The following is a 21,236-nucleotide window of genomic DNA, read 5'->3' as shown; positions in this document are numbered from 1 at the left end:
AGCCGGGGCCGTTGCCCGTCGAGGGTGCGGCGACCTCGGCACGCGTCCCGGTGCCCGGGGCGCCGCCGGCAGGACGCTCGGTGCGGCCGCTGCCGTTGGTGGGTGCGCCGCTCTCGGGGCGGTAGTCCTCGAAGAACTCCCACCAGGCAGGGTCGACCGCGTGCTTGTCCGTCAGGTACTGCTCGTACAGCTCGTCCACCAGCCACTGGTTCGCACCGAACTGCGCGACCGCATCTGGCTCCGCCTTCTGGGACACTCCAGCTTCGCCCACTTCCACCACGGGACCTTCGGCCGTTGCGTCGTCGCACGGCCCTGCTCGCCTCCAACCCTAGGCCACGGGCGCGTCCGTCACGTCCTGGCGCGGTGGCTGCGGAACCAGGTGATGATGGGCCGGTCGCGCCTTGGCCACCGGCCGGTCCGCGAGCGGCAATGCCGGGGCAAACCTACGTCAGGCGCGCACCAAGAGCGGTGCTCCCGTCCACCCACCCGCCTGTGATGTGACGTACATCACAGGCAAGTCGGCGCCCGGTGGCACGGCGTGCGTGGCCGGCATCGTGCCGCTCAGGTGACGTCACGGCGCAGGGTCGTGAGGCTCCCGAGGGCACCGAGCGCCACGGCGTACCCGAGCAGGACCAGGAGCCCCTGCCACCAGGGCAGCAGGTCGTGCATCCCTGTCGCCGAGAAGAAGCTCGCCCCGGTGACGGCCTCACCTGCGGCGCCCGGCAACCACTTGGCCACGTGGGCGGTCGCCTCGAACACCGCGAGGAAGACCCGGGCCAGCGGTTCGACGAGCTGGGTGAAGGCCAGCAGGACGACGATCGCCGCCACCTGGTTGGGCATCGCGGCCCCGAACCCGACACCGACGAGCGCCCACACCCCGAGGGCGAGCACGCTCAGACCGATCGTCCGGAGCACCTCGGGCTCGCCCAGCATCGGTGACTCGCCCAGCAGCATCAGCGCGCCCGCGCCGGCGGCGACCGTGGACACGGCCCCGGCCACCCCGAAGACGAGCCCGACGGGAAGCGTCGCCACCATCTTCGCCACGAGCACCCGCCCGCGCCGCGGGTCGGCGAGGTAGGTGGGGGTGAGGGTCTGGTGGCGGTACTCACCGGTCACCGCCATCGCTCCGATGACGGCGGGGAACACGTAGCCGAAGGTGACGGCGATCGAGTACACGGTGCGTGCCAGGTCCACCGGGTCGATCGTCACGGCGACGTCGGGGTCCCCTGCCCCGGTGCCTGCCGTCGGGTCGATCGCGAGGGCGACCGCCATGCTGCCGCCGAGGAACGCCATGTACCCGGCCATCGCCAGCAGCAGCACCCACCACATGCGCGTGGTGACGGTCTTGCGGTACTCGCTGCGCAGCGCCGCGATCACGCCGCCACCTCCTCGTGGGCGGGGGCGGCCGAGGTCATCTCGAGGAACACGTCCTCCAGTGCGACCTCCCGGACGGACAGCTCGTGCAGCTCGAGCCCTGCGGCGTGCGCGGCCGCGCCGACCTCGGCGGCGGTCACGCCCTCGAGCTCCACCCGTCCCGGTGCGGGCTCGGGGTCCGTCCCGTGGGTGGGCCAGCGGTGGGTGACGAGTCGCTGGAGGCCCTCGTGGTCGGGCGACGTCACGACCACCGACCGTCGGGCGCGTGCCGCGAGCTCGGCCAGGGGAGAGGCGTGCACCAGGCGGCCGCGGGAGATGATGACCACGTCGTCCACGGTCTGCTGGACCTCCGAGAGCATGTGGCTCGAGACGAGCACGGTGCGTCCCTCCGAGGCGAGGTGGCGCAGGTAGCCCCGCAGCCACACGATCCCCTCGGGGTCCAGCCCGTTGGCCGGCTCGTCCAGGACGAGCACCTGCGGGTCGCCGAGCAGCGTCGTGGCCAGGCCCAGGCGCTGACGCATGCCGAGCGAGAAGCCGCCCACGCGGCGCCGTGCGACCTGCGCCAGGCCCACGACGTCCAGGACCTCGTCGCAGCGCGCGTCGGTGACGCCCGCCTGCGGCGCGTAGACACGCAGGTGGTCCCGGGCGCTGCGGCCGGGGTGGAAGCTGGCGGCCTCGAGCGCGGCTCCGATCACGCGAGCGGGGTGGGACAGCTCGGAGTACCTGTGCCCGTCGACCGTCGCCGTGCCGGACGTGGGCTCCACGAGCCCCAGAAGCATCCGCAGCGTGGTGGTCTTCCCGGCGCCGTTGGGCCCCAGGAAGCCGGTGACCCGACCCGGCCCGACGCTGAACGTCAGGTCCTCGACCGCGGACACCGGCCCGAAGCGCTTCGTGAGTCCGTTCACCGCGACGACGCCGTCGCCCGATCCTTCGCCAGTCACCGCTCCACGTTAGCGGTTCCCGGTGGGTCGGCGGGGAGGAACACCCGCATGATGCATCCGGTCGCGGAGTCGGCGACCTCGATGCGGCCGCCGTGCAGCTCGACGGCCCACCGGACGATCGCCAGCCCGAGGCCCGTCCCACCGGTGCTGACCTGACCGGTCTGGGCCGGGGCGTTGCCCCGTTGGAACCGTTCGAACACCTGTCGGCGTTGCTCGGGTGCGATGCCCGGACCTTGGTCGATGACGTCCAGGGCGACCACGTGACCGGCGGTCCAGGCCTCCAGCCGGACCAGGCCGTCGTCGGGGGAGTGACGCACCGCGTTGTGCAGGAGGTTGGCCACGACCTGGTGCAGCCTCTCGGCGTCGGCAGGGACGTGCAGGTCCTCCGGGGTGACGGTGACCTCGAAGCGGACGCCCTTGTCGGCAGCCACGGGCACCGCGGCCTCGGTGGCGTCGGCGAGGAACCGTCCCAGCGGCACCGGGCGCACGTCCAGCCCCACCGCACCCGCCTCCAGCCGGGACAGGTCCAGCAGGTAGGTGACCAGCCGACCGAGCCGCTCGGTCTGGGCCAGTGCGGCCTCCAGCGTGGGGGTCTCGGGCTCCACGACCCCGTCGACCATGTTCTCCAGCTGGGCCCGGAGGGCTGCGACCGGGGTCCGCAGCTCGTGGGAGACGTTGGCGACCATCTCACGCCGGAGCGTGTCGACCTGCTCGAGGTCGGTGGCCATGGTGTTGAACGCCGCGGCGAGCTGGCCGACCTCGTCCCGGCTGGTCGCGCGGACACGCTGGGAGTAGTCGCCGGCCGCCATCGCCCGCGCGGCGGCGGTCATCTCCCGCAACGGTGAGGTCATCCCGCGCGCGAGCACCTGGACCATGAGGACCGAGGCCACGACCGCCAGGGGCAGGGTCCGGGAAGGCCCCAGCTCGTTGTAGAGCCCGATCCAGGTCACGAATGCGGCGAGGGTGACGGTCAGGGTCACCAGGACGCCCAGCTTGATCTTGATCGACGAGAGCCGGTCCAGGGGGCGGACGTCAGGGAGTCTTCCCTGGGCTCGGGTGAGGTGGCGGCCAGGGTCGACCATCTCAGTCCTCGGCCGGCTCGAAGGCGTACCCCACGCCGTGGACCGTGCGGATGAGGTCGGGACCGAGCTTGCGGCGCAGTGCCTTGACGTGGGAGTCCACGGTCCGGGTCCCGCTGGCGTCGACCCAGTCCCACACCTCTGCGAGCAGGCGCTCCCGCGTCAGGACCGTCCTGGGGGAACCGGCCAGGGTGGCGAGAAGGTCGAACTCCGTCGGCGTCAGGTGCACCTCGGCCCCGTCCCGGGACACGCGCCGTTGGCTGCGGTCGATCACCACGTCGCCGGCCCGCAGGGGTGGCTCGCCGGCAGGGGCTGCACTGAGCACGGCCGCCCGCTCGACCCGGCGGAGGAGGGCCCGCGTGCGGGCGACGAGCTCACGCATGGAGAAGGGCTTGGTCATGTAGTCGTCGGCCCCGACCCCGAGTCCCACGAGCATGTCCGTCTCGTCGTCACGGGCGGTGAGCATCAGGACCGGCACGGGCCGGTCGGCCTGGATGCGGCGGCAGACCTCCAACCCGTCGATGCCCGGCAGCATCACGTCGAGCACCACCAGGTCGGGGCGCAGTCGCTCGGCGGCCTCGACGCCGGCGATCCCGTCGGCGGCCGTCTGCACGTGCCAGCCCTCGGCCGTCAGCCGGTGGGCGATCGCCGAGGCGATCGCGGGCTCGTCCTCGACCACCAGAACGGTCACCTGAGACTCTGCCATGTGCCCAGCGTGGCACAGGCGTCGATGGTGATCACCCGCACGCGCCCGTCACCCGCCCGGTGCGGACCGGCCCGCCGTGTGACAGGTGTCTCATGGGACGATTCGCCCAGTAGGACCAACGGGGGTTGGAGCACCGCCGGGTAGCCGTTACTGTTTTGTGATCACCCCATCGGTGCGCGCGGGACACCCCTGTGCCGTCCACAGGGGGAGATGCTCACGAAACGGTGCAGAAGGTACGGTCGTCGGTATCCCGCCAGCGCAGTCGGTCAATGCAGTCGGAGGTCTTGTGGAGTCGCAGCAGTCGCGGTCCTCGGGGGGCCCCGCGCTCTCCCGACGCGATCTGCACGGCGAGGGTCGCCGGCGCGCCGGTCGCGACACGCGGCCCGCCCGGGGTCGTTGGGTTCCACGAGGTGTGCTCCTGGCGGCGCTCGGCGCCGCCACGATCGCCGTCCCGGTGGCCGACATGGTCGCCCCGGACAACGGGCTGCCCGGCCCGACCGCGCGGCACGTCGACCTCGGGTACCCCACGCCGCACGAGGTGCTGGCCTCGCCCGTGCACGCCTCCACCTCGCTGCTGCCGGCGGTCCGTGGGGTACGACCGACGTCTGAGAGCGCGTCCCGGTCCCTCGACCGTGACCCGCTGCCCGGGTGTGACGGTGATGCACGCACCACCGGGTCCAACGGGCAGATCCCGGCCTCGGACCTGTGTTCTCTGTGGGAGCCGAACCACATGCTTCGCGGTGATGCGGCCGTGGCTCTCGCCGAGCTGAACACGAACTTCCGGGCGGTGTACGGACGGGACCTGTGCCTGACCGACTCCTACCGTCCCCTGGCGGTGCAGCGCAGGCTCGCCCAGACGAAGCCGACGCTTGCCGCCACACCCGGGCGGAGCAACCACGGGTGGGGTCTCGCGGTGGATCTGTGCAACACCGTCACAGGCAACGCCTCGGCGATGGAGTGGCTACGCGCCAACGGTCCGACGTACGGGTGGGACAACCCGCCGTGGGCCCGGCGGGGAGGGTCCGGCCCCTATGAGCCGTGGCACTGGGAGTACACGCCTGGGACCACCGCGATGGGATCGAACTGGAGCTGATCGCTGCTCCTCCCGGGAGCCCCACGTCGTCGTGAGGCCCCCGGGAGGGTACCTGGAAGGTGCTCGCTCAGAGCAGGACGGCGCCCCAGGTGACCTGGTGCTCCGCGCCGGGCTTCAGGTGCACGAGGCGCTCTCCTGTGCGGAATGCGTCAGCGATGCAGCTCATGGGTTCGGCGGCGAGGCCTGTGCGGCGGTACCGCTCGGAGCCGAGGTGGTCCCCGGAGCAGACCTGCCAGGTGTCCATGGACTCGTCCATCCAGACAGCGGCGGTCCGACCGTCAGGGCCGGTCAGGCGCGCCCACGAGAGCCCGTCCGCGTCCCGCAGGACGTCGACGTAGGCGTCGTCCAGGTCGAGGTCGACCATCGGGCGGGGCTGTCTCAGGTCGTAGGGACCTGAGACAGGCTCGGTCCCGATGGGAAGCAGCCTGTCGTCGACGGTGACCCGGGTGCCTGCATCGAGGCGGACGGTGCAGTCGTCGAGGGAGCCGCTGCCGGGGGACAGCCAGGGGTGGAAGCCGATGCCGTACGGTGCGGAGCGGTTCCCGAGGTTCTTCGCAGTCGCGCGTACGCCGAGGCCCTTGTCGGTCAGGGCGTAGGTGACCGTGAGGAGCAGGTCGAAGGGGTAGCCACCGCTCGGTGCGAGCCGCAGCTGCAGGGTCGTGGAGGTGCCGTCACCGTCGCGCGGGTGCTCGATCACCTGCCACCGCTGCCACATGACCAGGCCGTGCAGCGAGGTCATGCGGTCGGGTTCGGTGATGTCGACCTGGAGGTGCTCGCCCTCCCAGGTGTAGGAGCCGTCCCGCAAGCGGTTGGGCCAGGGGGCCAGCACCGCCCCGTGGCCGGCGGGCGCGGTCTCGTCCTCGGTGTAGGGGACGAACACCTCACGGCTGCCGACCTCGTAGACCCTGACCTTGGCGCCCACGTCGGTGACGACGACTCTCTGTTCACCCTGGGTCAGGGTGATCTGGTGGCCGGACAGGGGCGCTGGTGCGGTGGCGTCGTTGGTCACGCGACCACGCTAGCGGACCTGACCGGCTGCGTCCTCGAGGTCGGCGGACAACCTCCTGATCTGGTCGCCGAGCCGTTCGAGGACGGCGCCGGCCGTCGATCCTGCGCTCTCGGCGGCACGGTCGACGGCCTGTGCGGCCTCGTCGAGCGAACCTCGGGCGCGGGCCAGCCGGTCGCCGTCGGCGTCGTCGTCGAGTGCTGCTCGGGCTTCGGCGAGGGCTTCGCGTGCCGTGGCGACGGCGCTCTGCACCGCCGGTGCGTCTCCGGCTGCTTCCTGGGCCTGCTCGACGGTGCTGCGGGCCTCCTCGACGCCGGCGCCGAGCCGTTGCGTCAGGTCTCCGGCGTCTGGCGCGCCGGTGCATCCCGCGAGGGTGAGGGCGAGGGCCGCGGCGGTCGCGGCCCGGATGAGGGTGGGGGCGTGGGGGGTCACGGGTCCTCCGCATGGGCACGGGTCATCCAGGACAGTGTGACGCGCGACGCCCCGGTCCGCATGGCGGCCGGGGCGTCACGGTGTCGGTCCGGGTCAGGGGTTCCGGACCGGTGGTGTGCCCGCCCGCGCGACCGAGCGGGCACACCGTGCGGTCAGGACGTGGGCGCAGCCTCCTGGGCAGGCTGCGTCACGGTTCCCTCCGCCGTGCGCCGGGAGCGCACGTCCTGAAGCGACGTCCCGTAGTACGCCGCGGTCATGAGGTCCTTCATGTCGTCCAGCATGGGCATCCGCGGGTTCGCGGGTGCGCACTGGTCCTCGTACGAGCGCATGGCCAGGTCGTCGAGCTTGCCGATGAACGCGTCCTCGGCCACGCCCTGGGCCGAGAACGACGGCGGGATCCCCACGGCGTCCCGCAGCTTCTCGACCGCGCGGGCGTAGGACTCCACGCCCTCGGCGGGCGTCGAGGCCGGCAGCCCCAGGCTCTTGGCGATCTCCTGGAAGCGCTCGGGGGCCACGTAGTGCTCGTACTTGGGCCAGCTCGTGAGCTTGGTGGGGACGGTGCCGTTGTAGCGGATGACGTGGGGCAGGAGGGTGGCGTTCGTGCGGCCGTGGACCAGGTGGAAGGTCGAGCCGATGGTGTGCGCCATCGCGTGGACGATCCCCAGGAACGCGTTCCCGAACGCCATGCCCGCGATGGTGCCCGCGTTGTGCATCTTCTCCCTGGCAGCCACGGCCTCCTCGCCACCGGTGACCGATGCCTCGAGGTTCTCGAAGATCAGCTTGATGGCGTGCAGGGCCATGCCGTCGGTGAAGTCGTTGGCGTACACCGACACGAACGCCTCGGTGGCGTGCGTCAGGGCGTCGAAGCCGGAGTCGGCCGCGAGGGAGGCCGGCATCTTGCCCGTGAGTGCGGGGTCGATGATCGCCACGGTCGGGGTCAGCGCGTAGTCCGCCAGGGGGTACTTCACGCCGGTCTTCTCGTCGGTGATGACCGCGAACGGCGTGACCTCGGCGCCGGTGCCCGACGTGGTCGGGATGCAGACCAGCTTGGCCTTCTCGCCGAGGGTCGGGAACTTGAAGGCGCGCTTGCGGACGTCGAAGAACTTCTCGCGCATGTCCGAGAACACGATCTCGGGGTGCTCGTAGCGCAGCCACATGACCTTGGCGGCGTCCATCGGGGATCCACCGCCCAGGGCGATGATCGTGTCGGGGTTGAACTCCCGCAACTGCTCCGCGCCCCGGTCCACCGACGCGATGGACGGCTCGGGCTCGACGTTGTCGATGATCTGCAGGGCGACCTTCTCCGGGCGGCGTGCCAGCACGTCGAGGACCTTGTCCACGAACCCGAGCTTGGTCATGGTCGCGTCGGTCACGATGGTGACGCGGTGCAGGTCGGGCATGTCGGCCAGGTACCGGATGGCGTTCGGCTCGAAGTACGTCTTGGCCGGGACCTTGAACCACTGCAGGTTGTTGTTCCGACGCCCGATCCGCTTGATGTTCACCAGGTTGACCGCCGAGACGTTGTTCGAGACCGAGTTCGCCCCGTAGCTGCCGCAGCCGAGGGTCAGGGAGGGGATGAACGAGTTGTAGATGTCGCCGATGCCACCGTGCGACGACGGCGAGTTCCAGATGACGCGGACAGCCTTGACGCGGCTGCCGAACTCCTCGGCGAGGGCGGCGTCCTCGGTGTGGATCGCGGCGCTGTGGCCCAGCCCGTCGAACTCCACCATCTGCTCGGCCAGCTGCAGACCCTGCTCGCGGGACTCGGCGCGCAGGACCGCCAGCACGGGGCAGAGCTTCTCACGGGTGAGCGGCTCGTGCGGGCCGACCCCGGAGACCTCGGCGAGGATGATCGACGTGTCCTCGGGGACGGTGAACCCGGCCTGCTGAGCGATCCAGTGGGGGCTCTGCCCCACGACGGCGGCATTCAGCTTGGCGCCAGCGCAGTTCGCGTCGTCGGCCTCGACGCCGAAGATGAAGCGCTCGAGCTTGGCCTTCTCCTCGGGGGTGCACCGGTAGGCGTGCAGGACGTCGAACTCGGTCATGGCGGCGTCGTAGATCGCTGCGTCGAGGATGACGGCCTGCTCGGACGCGCAGATCATGCCGTTGTCGAAGCACTTGGACATGACCACGTCGTTGACGGCGCGCTTGAGCTTGGCGGTCGCCTCGATGTAGGCCGGGACGTTGCCCGCGCCGACACCCAGCGCCGGCTTGCCGCAGGAGTAGGCGGCCTTGACCATCGCGTTCCCGCCGGTGGCGAGGATGAGTGCGACCCCGTTGTGGTTCATGAGCTCGTTGGTCGCGGCGATGGACGGCTGGGAGACCCACTGGATGCAGTTCTCGGGTGCCCCGGCGGCCACGGCGGCGTCGCGCACGATCCGTGCCGCGGCCACCGAGCTCTCCTGGGCGGAGGGGTGGAACGCGAAGATGATCGGGTTGCGGGTCTTGAGCGCGACCAGCGACTTGAAGATGGCGGTGGAGGTCGGGTTGGTCACCGGCGTGACGCCGCAGATGACACCGACGGGCTCGGCGATCTCGACGATGCCGTGCAGGTCGTCCCGACCCACGATGCCCACGGTCTTGAGGGCTGCCATGGAGTTGGTGACGTGCTCGCAGGCGAAGATGTTCTTGACGGCCTTGTCCTCGAACACCCCGCGCCCGGTCTCGGTGACGGCGAGCTGGGCGAGCTGGCCGTGCTGGTTGAGCGCGGCGACGGACGCCTTCTTCACGATGTGGTCCACGTCCTCCTGCGTGAAGGAGGAGTAGGCGGAGAGCGCCTTGAGGGCGCCGGCGACCAGGTCGTCGATGGCCGACGGGGTGGGTGCAGGTGAGGTGGTCTCAGCGGCGGGCGCCTCGACCGGCTGGGCGGTCGACTGCTCGGGCTGGGGCTGGGCGCTGGTCGCGGCTTGCGCCTTGTCGGTCTTCTTGGCTCTGGGCAGTCGTGCACTCACGGGAAGCTCCCGGTCATCTCGCAGTGGCTGGTGGAGGATCCCCGTTGATCCACCTGCAACGCTACGGGTGCGAGGGGTTCGGGTCGTGTGCCAAAGGTCCCTGGGTCGAAGGGCCTGTGCCGGAACGGTTGGCACTCGACCATGGAGAGTGCTAAAACGGAGGTGCAGCCTCCCGCCCCGGACGGCGGTGCCGGTGGTGTGCCGCACGGTACGTCACCCCCGGCGACGGGTGCGGGGACGTCGGACGCCCCGGAGGGGCCGGGGCGCCATCGTGAGGAGGTGGTGATCGTGGCTGCTCGACTCGAACCGTTCACGGAGACCGCCCGCTGGATGGACCAGGTCCTCGGCGCGGCACGGGAGGCGACGGCCTCGGTGCCGACGATGCCGATGGACCTCTTCCGGTCCGGTGACCACTACGTGCTGAACGTCGACATCCCGGGGGCGGACCCGGGCACGATCGACGTGGGGGTCGAGGACTCCACGCTGACGATCCGCGCGCAGCGCAGCGCTCGCGCGGACGGCGAGGTGCAGTGGCTCGCGCGCGAGCGCACCACCGGCAGCTACGTGCGTCGCCTGACGGTGGGCCGCGGGCTCGCGCTGGACGCGGTCGACGCGACGTACGCCGACGGGGTCCTCACCCTGACGATCCCGGTCGCCGAGGAGGCGCGGCCCAGGCGCATCGAGGTGCGGCACGGCGGCGCCGCCACGCAGATCAGCTCGCCGTCGGAGCAGGGCTGACCTCCGCGAGGGCTCGTCCCAGTCGCCGTGCGGCGGTCACGACCAGGGGGCGGGGCATCGCCAGGTTCAGCCTGACGAAGCCCCGCCCGACGTCGCCGCAGGCCGCCCCGTCGGTCACGGCGACCCCGGTGCGCGCCTGCACCCACCGGCCCAGGCCGTCGAGCGGCGCGCCGGCGCGCCGCAGGTCCAGCCACGCCAGGTAGGTGCCCTCGGGGGGCTGGTAGCCCACGGCGGGTGCGTGCGCGGCGAGCTCCTGCTCCAGCGTCGTCGCATTCACGTGCACCTGGTCCATGACCTGCCCGGGCCACGTGGGGGCCTGGCGGTACGCGGCTGTGTTGGCCACCACCCCCAGGGTGGAGGCGCCGTGAGTGGCCAGGTGGTCGTGCGGACGCCACCGCCTCTGGTCCTGGTCGTTGGAGAGGATCACCTGGGCGCACTTGAGGCCGGCGAGGTTCCACCCCTTGGAGGCCGACGTCGCGGTGACGGTGTGGCGAGCCGCGGCGGGGCCCACCGAGGCGTAGGGCACGTGGTGGGATCCGGCGACGGTGAGCGGTGCGTGGATCTCGTCGGCGAACACCCGTCCGTGGTGCTGGTCGACCACCCTCTCCAGAGCCGTGAGCTCGTGGGCGGGAAGGACGCGCCCGGTCGGGTTGTGGGGGTTCACCAGGACGAGCGTCCTTCCCCCGGGAGCCAGGGCCGCACCGATCGCGTCCAGGTCCAGGGTGCCGTCGGGGCTCATCGGTACCTGCACGACCGGGTGCCCCCACGTGGCCGGGGCCGTGAGGAACGGCATGTACGCCGGTGTGGGCAGCACGATGGGCGAGCCCGGCTCGGACCACAGCTCGAGGGTCACGCGCAGCGCCTCGAGGACGTCGGCGACGGGATGGACCCGGCCGGGGTCGACGTCCCAGCCGTACTGCTCCCGGTGCCACGTCGAGCAGGCGTCCGCGAGGGCGGCACGCTGCGCCGGTGGGAGGTACCCGAGCAGGCCCTGGTCAACCGCAGCCACGAGTGCCGCGGTGACCTCGGGCGGCGTGCCGAGGTCGGACTCGGCGACCCACGCGGCGATCTGGGCGTCGCGTCCGGTCCACTTCATCGAGCCCCGCTCGCGCAGCGTGGTCGCGAGCGCAGCCGTCCTCGGATCGTCGGGTGGCGGATCGTCGGGTGGCGGCCCGGGGACGGCGCCGCCGTGGGGCGTGGCGCGGTGGTGGGTGCTCATGGGCGAGGAGTCTGCCCCACCTGCGGGGGGTCAGACCTCCCCGCGCCAGGCCCCGGTCTCGGAGCCACGGGACTCGATGAACTCCTTGAAGCGTGACAGGTCGCGCTTGACCTGGATGTCGTCGACCGCGACCGCGGCACCCAGCTTCTCGACCAGGCTCTCGGTCTCCCAGTCGATCTGGACCATGACGCGGGTGGTCGTGTCGCTGATGCGGTGGAAGGTGACCACGCCGGCGTGGGTCTTGCCGTCGGTGCTCGTCCAGGCGACCCGCTGGTCGGGGTCCTGCTCGGTGATGCGGGCCTCGAACCCGCGGTCCACGCCGCCGATGGAGGTCTTCCACCGCGTGGTGGTGTCGTCGACCTGCGTGACCTGGTCCACGCCTCCCATGAAGTGGGGGAAGGACTCGAACTGGGTCCATTGGTTGTAGGCGGTGCGGACGGGGACCTCGACGTCGATGGACTGCTCGATGGTGGGCACTGCTGCCTCCTTGGGTCCGAGGGGTTCCCGGACACCGTAGGCAGGGTGCGAGGAACCCGCTCGGCGAAAGGATAAGTGCAGGTCAGGCCATGTCTGTATGGGTACAGTCGACCCCCTAGAGTGGTACGAACGGGTGAATTTCGGCCACCCCTTTGCGGTGATGTCCGGATTGTGGCAGCCTGTCCATGTCAGCGAAAAGGGCAAACCCACCGCGAGGTGGGGACGCAAAGCCACGGGACCCTCGAGGTCGGCCGGGCTCACCGAACGACAGGAGCGCAACATGTCGCCGCAGATCTCCACCCAGTCCACGTCGCAGGACGCCCCCGGCGCCCTGCTCACACCCTCCGAGGTTGCTTCGATGTTCCGGGTCGACCCCAAGACCGTGACCCGCTGGGCCAAGGCGGGCAAGCTCTCTGCCATCCGCACCCTCGGCGGGCACCGTCGCTACAGCGAGACCGAGGTGCGCAGCCTGCTGAGCGGTGTCCCGCAGCCGCGCGGCTCGGAGGACTGACCCCTCCCACGGACCTGGACAGAGGGCCCCGCCGACGAGTCGGCGGGGCCCTCTGTGCGTGGGGCCGGCCCCACGCGACCCCACGGGCGCGCGCTCCCGGTTGCGTGCCCGCGGGGTCGGAGGATGATCGATTCCCGACGAGGGCAGCGGGGGCGCGACCGGGCCCGGTCGCTGCACCCACGGGGTCGAGGAGGAGCATGAGAGCCTGGATGACCAGCGTGCACGACGGGCTGGGCCTGCGGACCGGCACGGTGATCTTCATGGCGTCCGCCGCCGTGATCGCCGTGTTCGTGATCGCGACGATCGCCTTCACCGCTCAGGTCGACGCCGTGTTCCAGACCCTCACCGGGTGGATCCTCGAGAATCTCGGGTGGTTCTACGTCCTGGGGGTCACCGTCTTCCTGGTGTTCCTGATCTACATGGCGGTGAGCAGGTTCGGCAGGGTCCGGCTCGGTCCGGACGACGAGGGGCCCGAGCACTCGGGATGGGCCTGGTTCGGCATGCTGTTCGCTGCGGGCATCGGCACGATCCTGATGTTCTGGGGGGTGGCCGAGCCGATCAACCACCTGGCCAACCCTCCGATGCAGGACGTGCCACCGGGCTCGCCCGAGGCGTTCGAGCAGGCGATGGCGTTCACCCTGTACCACTTCGGGCTGCACACGTGGACGATCTTCACGCTGCCGGCTCTGTGCTTCGCGTACTTCATGTACAAGCGGAACCTTCCCCCGCGGGTCAGCTCGATCTTCCACCCGCTCCTCGGGGACCGGATCCACGGTCCTCTGGGTGCGGTCATCGACGTCACGGCGATCGTCGGGACGATGTTCGGGGTCGCGGTGTCCGTGGGTCTGGGCACCCTGCAGATCAACAGCGGGTTGGCCTCGCTCTTCGGGATCGAGGAGAGCCGCCTGGTGCAGATTCTGATCATCGCCGCGGTCTCGGCCGTGGCGATCATCTCGGTGGCTGTGGGCCTGGACCGGGGGATCAAGCGCCTGTCGAACTTCAACATCGTGGTGGCGGTGGGGCTGCTGTGCTTCGTCGTGGTCACCGGGCCCACCCTGTTCCTGCTCCAGGGGACCATCGAGACCGCGGGCACGTACCTGGCGTGGCTGCCGGAGCTGGCGTTCTGGAACGACACCGTGAACGACTCGGGCTGGCAGAACGGGTGGACGGTCTTCTACTGGGCGTGGACGATCTCGTGGTCCCCGTTCGTGGGCATCTTCATCGCCCGGATCTCCCGCGGGAGGTCCATCCGACAGTTCATCGTGGGGGTCCTGGCCGTGCCGGTGACGTTCAGCGTGATCTGGTTCGGGGTGTTCGGCTGGGGTTCGTACGACATCGAGCGCAACGACCCGGGCGCGCTCACGGGGCCCGTCGTGGACGACGGGGACATCCCGGGTGCCCTGTTCACCTTCCTGGAGAGCTTTCCTCTCACCACGCTGATGTCGGTGATCGCGATCATGCTCGTGGTGGTGTTCTTCACCACGTCGGTGGACTCTGCCGCCCTGGTGATGGACACGATCGCCAACGGCCACGAGGACCCGGCCCCCACCCGTCAACGGGTCTTCTGGGCGCTGTGCGTGGCCCTGGTCGCGGGCACCCTCCTGGGTGCGACGGGGGCGGGGGGCCTCCAGGCCCTCCAGGAGGTCATCATCGTCGTGGGCCTGCCGTTCTTCGTCATGGGCTACGTGATGATCTACAGCCTGGTGCGGGCGCTCAAGGAGGACGCCGGGGAGCGTCGTCCGTTGAGGACCAAGCGGTGGGGCAGGGTCCTGCCGCCGGAGGAGGCCGCGCGTAGGGCCGCCGAGGACGAACCGGGGCACCCGGCCCGGGACGACGGCGACCCCGAGGAGAAGGGCCCGCTGCTGCGCAAGACCGACAGCGCGCCGCGGGACCAGGTGCCACCTCGGTCTTGACCGGGCAGGTGGCGACGAAGGTACGGTCAGGGCACACGCACGACGGGCACACGACGGGCGCACGACGGGCAGGGGCGGGGCTGGTCCTCGTCATCCTGAGAAGGGCAGGCCGGGTGCAGGACTGGGACGAGATCGTCGCCGACGGCGTCGTCGTCCGCCGCGCCCTGCACCAGCACCCCGAGCTCGCCTGGTCCGAGGACCTGACCGCGGCAGCCGTGCGCGAGCACCTGGACCGTCTGGGGCTCGGTTGGCGGCCGTGTGCCGGTACCGGGACGGTCGCGGTGGTGGCCCCCGCCGCGCGGGGACGGCACGTCGCGCTCAGGGCCGACCTCGACGCGATGCCCGTGCCCGAGGCGACCGGCGCACCGTGGGTGTCGCAGGTGCCCGGCGTCATGCACGCGTGCGGGCACGACGGGCACACCGCGGTGCTGCTGGTCGTGGCCCGCTGGCTGGCGGAGCACCAGGAGGACCTGCCCGGTCCGGTGACCCTGCTGTTCCAGCCCGCCGAGGAGGGCGGTCACGGGGCCCGGCACATGATCGCCGACGGGGCCCTGGGCGGCGACCTCGTGGCCGGCGGGAGGCCGGTGGAGGTGGTGTACGGGTGGCACAACTGGCCCGCGATCCCCTTCGGGCAGGCGGTGTGCCCGGACGGGCCGGTCATGTCGGCCAACGCCACGTTCCGGGTCGAGGTCACCGGCGCCGGTGGGCACGCCAGCCAGCCCGAGGCGACCCGCGACCCGGTCCTGGCGGCGGCGGCCATCACCGTCGCGCTGCAGCAGGTCGTGGCGCGACGGCTGCCCCCGCACGTGGCCGCGGTCGTGGCGGTGACCACCATCGACGCGCGTGCCGGTTCGGCCACCGTCACCCCCGAGACCGCGTTCCTCGAGGGCAGCATCAGGGTGCCGGACACCTCCCGTCGCGATGAGGTCCTGGCCTTGATCGACGAGGTGGCCGACGCCACGGCGCGGGCCCACGGGGTGCGTGCCCGTACCGTCCCCGCACCCCGGTACGGGGCCACCGTGAACCACCCGGCGGCTGCGGAGCGGATGCGTGGCGCACTGGCCGGGGTCCTGGGCGAGGAGTGGTCCGGGACGCTGCCGGTGCCGGTCCTGGCCTCGGAGGACTTCAGCTACTACCTGGACGCCGTGCCCGGTGCGTTCGCGCTGATCGGCTCCGACGACGGTCAGGGCCACCACGAGCCGTGCCACAGCCCTCGGTACGACTTCAACGACGCACTGATCGACCCGGTCGCGCGGGTCCTCGTCCGGCTCGCCGGCGCCCCCTCACCGTCCGACCCCGCCAGGGCCCAGCAGGAGGCCACCGCCCAGTAGGAGGAGCAGCGCATGGACACCGCACCGTTCGAGCAGTGGGAGTCCGAGGTCCGTGGGTACTGCCGCGCGTACCCCACGGTCTTCGCCACAGCCTCCAACGCCCGTCAGGTCGACGAGCAGGGCCGGTCGTACCTGGACTTCTTCGCCGGGGCCGGGGTGCTCAACTTCGGTCACAACAACCCGCGCATGAAGCGCGCGATGATCGAGTTCCTCGAGCACGACGGGATCGCGCACAGCCTGGACACCTACACCACCACCAAGAGGGACTTCGTGGAGCGGTTCCGGGACGTGGTCCTGCACCCCCGGGGCATGGACCACCGCATGCAGTTCACGGGGCCGACGGGGACCAACGCGGTCGAGGCGGCGCTCAAGCTCGCCCGCCTGGTCACCGGGCGCACGGACGTGGTGGCGTTCTCCCACGGGTTCCACGGCATGACGCTCGGGTCGTTGGCCGCGACCGCCAACGACGCGTTCCGCAAGTGGGCGGGTGTGCCGCTGCGGGACGTGGTGCGGTTGCCGAACGAGACGTCCCCGGGCGGCGGCATCGCGGGTCTGGACGCCTACCGGGCGGCGATCACCGACCCCTCCAGCGGGCTGCTCCCGCCCGCGGCGTTCCTGGTGGAGCCGGTGCAGGCCGAGGGTGGGGTGAACGTGGCCTCGGTCGAGTGGCTGCACGCCATCCAGTCCCTGGCCAAGGACGTCGGGGCGTTGTTCATCATCGACGACATCCAGGCGGGCTGCGGGCGGACGGGGTCGTACTTCAGCTTCGACGGGATGGGTCTGGACCCCGACGTCATCACCCTCGCCAAGGGCCTGGGCGGGTACGGGACCCCGATCGCGATGAACCTGAACAAGCCGGAGGTCGACGCCCACTGGTCACCGGGTGCCCACACCGGAACGTTCCGCGGCCAGGGGTTGTCGTTCGTCGCCGGGACCGTCGCGCTGGACTACTTCACCGACGACGCCCTCATGGACGAGGTGCGGGTCAAGGGCGGGCGCATGCGGCAGGCCCTGGACGCCCTCGCCGCTGCCCACGCCGGCGGGGCGGGGCAGGGGTGGCAGGTGCGGGGTCGGGGCATGATGCAGGGTCTGGACCTGGGTGACGGTGCCTTGGCCAAGGACGTGCAGCGTCGCGCCTTCGAGGCCGGGCTGCTCGTCGGGCCGTGCGGGACGAACGGGCAGGTGGTCAAGCTGATCCCGCCTTTGACCATCCCCGACGACGACCTGGACCAGGGTCTGGACGTCCTGCGCACGGTCGTGGACGAGGCGGTGGCGGCATGAGGACCCGACAGGACATGACCTTCGCGCCCGAGGAGTACGACCGCCGGCTGGGGGAGCTCCGGGAGCGCATGGCCCGCCGCCTGCTGGACGCGGTGATCATCACCGACCCCGAGAACCTGGTCTACCTCACCGACTACCAGACCACGGGGTACTCGTTCTTCCAGGCGCTCGTCGTGCCCCTCGAGGGCGAACCCTTCATGATCACGCGTGCGATGGAGGAGTCGAACGTCCACGCCCGTACGTGGGTCGAGCTCACCCGCCCCTACCCCGACACCGGGGACGCCATCCAGCAGCTGGTCGCCGCGCTCCACGAGTTCGGCCTGGCCGGCAAGCGCATCGGCTACGAGCGGAACAGCTACTTCTTCCCCGCCTACCAGCAGGACCGGATCCACACGAGCTTCCAGCGTGGCACCCTCATGGACTGCTTCGGCATCGTGGAGGAGGGGCGGCGGCGGAAGTCACCGGCAGAGATCGAGGTGATGCAGCGCGCCGCCGTCGCGACCCAGGCGGGCATGCTCGCGGGGCTGGAGGCCGCCCAGGTGGGGGCTACCGAGAACGACATCGGCGCGGCCGTCAGCGCCGGGATGTTCCGGGCCGGTGGCGAACCGCCCGCGGTCATGCCCTACGTGGCCTCGGGCCCGCGGTCGATGATCGGTCACGCGACCTGGCAGGGCCGCGAGGTCCGGGCGGGTGAGCACGTGTTCCTCGAGGTCGGCGGCTGCTTCCGGCGCTACCACACGGCCATGATGCGCACGGTGGTCCTGGGTGACCTGAGCCCCTCCATGTACAAGGCGCAGGAGCGGATGAAGACCGCGCTGGCCGAGCTCAGGTCCCACATGCGCCCGGGGATGACGGTCTCGGACGCCGACTCGGTCGTCCGCAACATCATCACCGACAACGACGTGGACGCCCGGCTGGTCACCAGGTCCGGCTACTCGATCGGGATCGCGTTCCCGCCCAGCTGGGACGAGGGCTACATCCTGAGCCTGAACCCGGGGGACTTCACCGTCCTGGAGGAGGGGATGACCTTCCACGTCATCCCCTGGATGTGGGGTGTGGACGGTGACAAGACCGTGGGCATCTCGGACACCCTGCGGATCACGGCCGACGGGTGCGCGTCGTTCTTCGACCTGCCCGAGGACTTCACGGTCCACGGCGGTGACCCCGCAGAGCACGGCCCGCACCTGACCGCGGTCGAGGAGGAGGGCGCATGAGCGTGCTGGGCGTGACCGACCCGACCACGGGCGAGGTCGTCCACACCGAGCCGGCCATGACCGACCTGGAGGTCCAGGGTGCCGTCGACCGGGCCCGGGCGGCGTTCCCCGGGTGGGCCGACCGGTCGTTCGCCGAGCGCGCCGAGGTCCTGCGGGCGGTCGCCGCGCGCCTGCGGGCCGACCGCGAGCGCCTGGGGGCCCTCATGACCGTGGAGATGGGCAAGCCGGTGCGCGAGGCCCGCGGTGAGGTCGAGAAAGCCGCGTGGGCGGCCGAGCACTACGCCGACCACGCCGAGACCTACCTGGCCACGGAGGACGTCGCCTCGGACGCGACCCGCAGCTACGTCCAGCACCTGCCCCTGGGGCCGGCCCTGGGGATCCTGCCGTGGAACGCCCCGTTCTGGTTGGCGTTCCGGTTCCTGGCACCGGCGCTCATGGCCGGGAACACGGCACTGCTCAAGCACGACCCCCACGTCCCGCAGTGCGCCAGGGCGATCGCCGCGCTCTTCGACGAGCAGGTCGGCGCCCCACCCGGTCTGGTCGAGGCGCTCCTGGTGACCACGCCCCAGGTCGAGGAGGTCATCCGCGACCCGCGGGTCGCCACGGTCTCGTTCACGGGGTCCACCCGGGGTGGGGCGGCCGTCGCGTCGATCGCCGCGGGCGAGATCAAGCCCCACGTCCTGGAGCTCGGCGGGTCTGACCCGGCGGTGGTGCTGGAGGACGCCGACCTGGACGAGGCCGCGGCCGGCATCGCCACGATGCGGGTGATCAACGCCGGCCAGTCGTGCATCGCCGCCAAGCGCGTCGTGGTCGTGGACGCGGTCCACGACCGGTTCGTCGAGCTCCTGCACCAGCGCCTGGCCGCGCTGGTGGTCGGCGACCCCCGCGACGAGGGCACCGACGTCGGCCCCCTGGCCCGTGCGGACCTGCGCGCCGAGGTCGACCGCCAGGTGCAGGAGTCCGTCGCCGCCGGGGCGGTGTGCCGGTTGGGTGGTGCCGTCCCGGACGGACCCGGGTACTTCTACCCGGTGACCCTCCTCACCGACGTCACCCCGGACATGACCGTCAGCCGGGAGGAGACCTTCGGCCCGGTCGCGGCGGTGCTGCGGGTCGCGTCGGTGGAGGACGCGATGCGGGTCGCGGACGACACCCCCTACGGGCTGGGCGCGAGCATCTGGACCTCGGCACCGCGGGGGGAGGCGCTCGCCCGCAGGTTCATGACCGGGCAGGTGGCCGTCAACGGGATCGTCAAGACCGACCCACGTCTGCCCAGCGGCGGGGTCCGCCGCTCGGGGTACGGGCGTGAGCTGGGCCGCCAGGGCATCCTGCACTTCGTCAACGCCCAGCAGGTGTGGGTGGGCCCCCGGCAGGCCTGACCACGCCTGGACCCCGGACGGCGAAGCCCCGGTCACCGTGACGGTGACCGGGGCTTCTGCTGTGCCCGCGGCAGGAATCGAACCTGCGGCCTTCTGCTCCGGAGGCAGACGCTCTATCCCCTGAGCTACGCGGGCGGGGCGGGTCAGAACACTACCAGCACCTGCGCGTGGCACGTGACAACGCCACCTCAGGCACCGGACCCCGCACCGGCGGTCTCCTCGCTCGTGGCCAGGTCCACCTGGTCGGTACCGATCAGCTCCGACAGGTAGTCGTCGATCTCGGCCATCGCCGCGACGGGGTCGCCCTGGGCGATCGCCTCGACGAGCGCGTCGTGCGAGTCGTCGTCGTGCACGGGGTGCTCGAAGTTGAAGCGGATGTTCTCCCCGATCGCGTCCTGCAGGTTCTCGTACAGGGCCAGGAGCACCGGGTTGTGCGCAGCCTGGGCGATCGTCCGGTGCAGCGCCAGGTCGGCGTCCACCATCCGGTCCAGCTCACCGCTCGCGTACGCCGCCGCCCGGGTGTCGCGCCAGGCCCTCAGCTCGGTGACCTGCTCGGCGGTCCGTCGCTGGGCGGCCAGGCGCGCGGCCTCGACCTCCAGACTGCGCCGCACCTCGAGCACGTCCCGCTGATGGGCACCGGCGATCTGCCGCCCCATGGCGTTGCCCAGCTCGGAGTCCGAGATCACGTACGTCCCGGACCCCTGGCGCCGCTCGAGCATCCCGGCGTGCACCAGTGACTGCACGGCCTCCCGCACGGTGTTGCGGCCGACGCCGATCAAGGCGGTCAGCTCGGGCTCGGCGGGGATGCGGGTCCCCACCTCCCACGCGCCCGACGTGATCTGCTGGCGCAGACGCCCGACGGCGAGGTCGATCAGGTTCGTACGGCGAGTCATCCCGGCTCCGGTCCTCAAGACGTGAGAGGCAGCAGTCAACACCGATCAGGGTCCCGAGCGCATCTTCCGTGCCGCCACGGCGCGTCCGTCCCACCCACGGGAGGATGTGCCCCATGGTCGCCACCCACCACCGCGCCAGGCCGCCGGGCAGGCGCCTGGTGGCGTTCGCCGGCATCGTCCTGGTGGCCCTCAACCTGCGGATCGTCGTCGCCGCGACCTCACCGGTGCTGGACCAGGTGCGGCAGGACGTCCACGTCACCGAGCTCACCGCCGGTCTCCTCGGAGCCGCGCCCCTCGTGGCGTTCGCGCTGCTGGGCGCGCTCACCCCGTACCTGGCCCGCCGCACCGGGCTCGAGCCGGCCGTCGTCCTCGCGATGGCCGTCGCAGCGGTGGGCGAGGTCGCACGCGCGACCGCCACCGGGCCGGTGGCGCTCGTGGGGTGGACCCTGGTCGCGCTCGCGGGCCTGGGCGCCGGCAACGTCCTGCTGCCACCGCTGGTCAAACGCTACTTCCCGGACCGTATCGGTGCGGTGACCGCGGCGTACGGGGTCGCGATGGCCGTCAGCACCGCGACCCCGCCCCTGGTGGTGGTGCCGTTGACCGAGGCCGCGGGGTGGCGCGTGGCCACGGCGGTGTGGGCGGCGGTCGCGGTCGTCGCGACGCTCCCGTGGCTCGTGGTCCTGCGCCGCCGGACCGTCCTG

At 71.5% G+C, this 21,236-nt stretch carries 20 protein-coding genes, 1 tRNA gene and 1 riboswitch; of the genes, 9 read left to right on the top strand and 12 right to left on the bottom strand.

What is annotated here, in order from left to right; genetic code table 11:
- The 5 genes from N869_RS05165 to N869_RS05145 all read right to left on the bottom strand — a co-directional run.
- On the bottom strand, window positions 1-256 hold a 256-nt coding region (locus N869_RS05165; protein ID WP_035058751.1), incomplete at its 3' end, for a 2-oxoglutarate dehydrogenase E1 subunit family protein.
- 305 nt (window positions 257-561) lie between these two features.
- Window positions 562-1,377 (bottom strand): ABC transporter permease, encoded by an 816-nt coding sequence (locus N869_RS05160; protein WP_035058750.1) that lies wholly within the window; start codon window positions 1,375-1,377, stop codon window positions 562-564.
- Window positions 1,374-2,315, bottom strand: a complete 942-nt coding sequence (locus tag N869_RS05155; protein ID WP_035058749.1) for an ABC transporter ATP-binding protein — start codon at window positions 2,313-2,315, stop codon at window positions 1,374-1,376. Before N869_RS05155 ends, N869_RS05160 begins: the two co-directional genes overlap by 4 nt.
- Window positions 2,312-3,397 (bottom strand): sensor histidine kinase, encoded by a 1,086-nt coding sequence (locus N869_RS05150; RefSeq protein WP_035058748.1) that lies wholly within the window; start codon window positions 3,395-3,397, stop codon window positions 2,312-2,314. The genes N869_RS05155 and N869_RS05150 overlap by 4 nt, the downstream gene beginning before the upstream one ends.
- Before the next feature lies 1 nt (window position 3,398).
- Window positions 3,399-4,100 (bottom strand): response regulator transcription factor, encoded by a 702-nt coding sequence (locus N869_RS05145; protein ID WP_035058746.1) that lies wholly within the window; start codon window positions 4,098-4,100, stop codon window positions 3,399-3,401.
- Window positions 4,101-4,512: 412 nt separating this feature from the next.
- On the opposite strand from N869_RS05145, the gene N869_RS05140 reads away from it, so the two are divergent.
- Window positions 4,513-5,193, top strand: coding sequence for a M15 family metallopeptidase (locus tag N869_RS05140; RefSeq protein ID WP_052105032.1), 681 nt, complete (start codon window positions 4,513-4,515; stop codon window positions 5,191-5,193).
- A gap of 67 nt (window positions 5,194-5,260) precedes the next feature.
- On the opposite strand, the gene N869_RS05135 is transcribed toward N869_RS05140, so the two are convergent.
- The 3 genes from N869_RS05135 to adhE form a co-directional block, all read right to left on the bottom strand.
- Complete coding sequence (locus N869_RS05135) at window positions 5,261-6,202, bottom strand: aldose 1-epimerase family protein (RefSeq protein WP_035058743.1); 942 nt, start codon at window positions 6,200-6,202, stop codon at window positions 5,261-5,263.
- Window positions 6,203-6,211: 9 nt separating this feature from the next.
- Entirely contained in the window at window positions 6,212-6,631 is a 420-nt protein-coding gene (locus N869_RS05130; RefSeq protein ID WP_035058736.1) for a hypothetical protein, read from the bottom strand.
- Between the two features lie 152 nt (window positions 6,632-6,783).
- Window positions 6,784-9,582 carry a bifunctional acetaldehyde-CoA/alcohol dehydrogenase gene (gene adhE / locus N869_RS05125; RefSeq protein ID WP_269545860.1) on the bottom strand — a complete coding sequence of 933 codons (2,799 nt, stop codon included), beginning with the start codon at window positions 9,580-9,582 and terminating at the stop codon, window positions 6,784-6,786.
- 288 nt (window positions 9,583-9,870) lie between these two features.
- Between adhE and N869_RS05120 the strand changes: the two genes are divergently transcribed.
- On the top strand, window positions 9,871-10,320 hold the full coding sequence (locus N869_RS05120; RefSeq protein ID WP_035058759.1) for an Hsp20/alpha crystallin family protein: 450 nt from the start codon (window positions 9,871-9,873) through the stop codon (window positions 10,318-10,320).
- Here N869_RS05120 and N869_RS05115 read toward each other — a convergent pair.
- Both N869_RS05115 and N869_RS05110 read right to left on the bottom strand, forming a co-directional pair.
- Window positions 10,295-11,539, bottom strand: a complete 1,245-nt coding sequence (locus tag N869_RS05115) for a MalY/PatB family protein (RefSeq protein WP_084136444.1) — start codon at window positions 11,537-11,539, stop codon at window positions 10,295-10,297. The two genes, N869_RS05120 and N869_RS05115, sit on opposite strands and share 26 nt — an antisense overlap.
- A 30-nt stretch (window positions 11,540-11,569) precedes the next feature.
- A complete protein-coding gene (locus N869_RS05110; RefSeq protein ID WP_035058733.1) occupies window positions 11,570-12,016 on the bottom strand; it encodes an SRPBCC family protein in 447 nt (148 codons plus the stop codon).
- A 189-nt stretch (window positions 12,017-12,205) separates the two neighbouring features.
- Window positions 12,206-12,281: riboswitch (cyclic di-GMP riboswitch) on the top strand.
- A 15-nt stretch (window positions 12,282-12,296) separates the two neighbouring features.
- Here N869_RS05110 and N869_RS05105 point away from each other — a divergent pair.
- The 6 genes from N869_RS05105 to N869_RS05080 all read left to right on the top strand — a co-directional run bounded on the left by N869_RS05105 (window position 12,297) and on the right by N869_RS05080 (window position 19,642).
- A complete protein-coding gene (locus N869_RS05105; RefSeq protein ID WP_035058730.1) occupies window positions 12,297-12,527 on the top strand; it encodes a BldC family transcriptional regulator in 231 nt (76 codons plus the stop codon).
- A 197-nt stretch (window positions 12,528-12,724) separates the two neighbouring features.
- Window positions 12,725-14,440, top strand: coding sequence for a BCCT family transporter (locus N869_RS05100; RefSeq protein ID WP_084136442.1), 1,716 nt, complete (start codon window positions 12,725-12,727; stop codon window positions 14,438-14,440).
- A 113-nt stretch (window positions 14,441-14,553) separates the two neighbouring features.
- Complete coding sequence (gene doeB2, locus N869_RS05095; protein ID WP_052105034.1) at window positions 14,554-15,771, top strand: N(2)-acetyl-L-2,4-diaminobutanoate deacetylase DoeB2; 1,218 nt, start codon at window positions 14,554-14,556, stop codon at window positions 15,769-15,771.
- A gap of 12 nt (window positions 15,772-15,783) precedes the next feature.
- Complete coding sequence (locus N869_RS05090) at window positions 15,784-17,052, top strand: aspartate aminotransferase family protein (RefSeq protein WP_035058725.1); 1,269 nt, start codon at window positions 15,784-15,786, stop codon at window positions 17,050-17,052.
- Window positions 17,049-18,266, top strand: a complete 1,218-nt coding sequence (doeA, locus tag N869_RS05085) for an ectoine hydrolase (RefSeq protein ID WP_052105028.1) — start codon at window positions 17,049-17,051, stop codon at window positions 18,264-18,266. The genes N869_RS05090 and doeA overlap by 4 nt, the downstream gene beginning before the upstream one ends.
- Window positions 18,263-19,642 carry an NAD-dependent succinate-semialdehyde dehydrogenase gene (locus tag N869_RS05080; RefSeq protein ID WP_035058723.1) on the top strand — a complete coding sequence of 460 codons (1,380 nt, stop codon included), beginning with the start codon at window positions 18,263-18,265 and terminating at the stop codon, window positions 19,640-19,642. The genes doeA and N869_RS05080 overlap by 4 nt, the downstream gene beginning before the upstream one ends.
- Before the next feature lie 62 nt (window positions 19,643-19,704).
- Here the strand turns inward: N869_RS05080 and N869_RS05075 are convergent.
- Window positions 19,705-19,777 (bottom strand) — tRNA-Arg (locus N869_RS05075).
- 53 nt (window positions 19,778-19,830) lie between these two features.
- Entirely contained in the window at window positions 19,831-20,535 is a 705-nt protein-coding gene (locus N869_RS05070; protein WP_035058721.1) for a FadR/GntR family transcriptional regulator, read from the bottom strand.
- A 113-nt stretch (window positions 20,536-20,648) separates the two neighbouring features.
- Here N869_RS05070 and N869_RS05065 point away from each other — a divergent pair.
- The coding region (locus N869_RS05065) for an MFS transporter (RefSeq protein ID WP_035058719.1) at window positions 20,649-21,236 on the top strand (588 nt) is incomplete at its 3' end.

Source organism: Cellulomonas bogoriensis 69B4 = DSM 16987, assembly GCF_000767165.1.
In the GTDB taxonomy this organism is placed as follows: domain Bacteria; phylum Actinomycetota; class Actinomycetes; order Actinomycetales; family Cellulomonadaceae; genus Actinotalea; species Actinotalea bogoriensis.
This window is presented reverse-complemented; position numbering and strand designations above follow the sequence as displayed.

What these genes read in the sequence shown, in the direction of transcription:
- N869_RS05080 (WP_035058723.1), top strand. Translation starts at nt 18,263, where the DNA reads ATGAGCGTGCTGGGCGTGACCGACCCGACCACGGGCGAGGTCGTCCAC.
- N869_RS05115 (WP_084136444.1), bottom strand. Translation starts at nt 11,539, where the DNA reads ATGAGCACCCACCACCGCGCCACGCCCCACGGCGGCGCCGTCCCCGGG.
- doeA (WP_052105028.1), top strand. Translation starts at nt 17,049, where the DNA reads ATGAGGACCCGACAGGACATGACCTTCGCGCCCGAGGAGTACGACCGC.
- N869_RS05100 (WP_084136442.1), top strand. Translation starts at nt 12,725, where the DNA reads ATGAGAGCCTGGATGACCAGCGTGCACGACGGGCTGGGCCTGCGGACC.
- N869_RS05090 (WP_035058725.1), top strand. Translation starts at nt 15,784, where the DNA reads ATGGACACCGCACCGTTCGAGCAGTGGGAGTCCGAGGTCCGTGGGTAC.
- N869_RS05105 (WP_035058730.1), top strand. Translation starts at nt 12,297, where the DNA reads ATGTCGCCGCAGATCTCCACCCAGTCCACGTCGCAGGACGCCCCCGGC.
- N869_RS05070 (WP_035058721.1), bottom strand. Translation starts at nt 20,535, where the DNA reads ATGACTCGCCGTACGAACCTGATCGACCTCGCCGTCGGGCGTCTGCGC.
- N869_RS05145 (WP_035058746.1), bottom strand. Translation starts at nt 4,100, where the DNA reads ATGGCAGAGTCTCAGGTGACCGTTCTGGTGGTCGAGGACGAGCCCGCG.
- N869_RS05150 (WP_035058748.1), bottom strand. Translation starts at nt 3,397, where the DNA reads ATGGTCGACCCTGGCCGCCACCTCACCCGAGCCCAGGGAAGACTCCCT.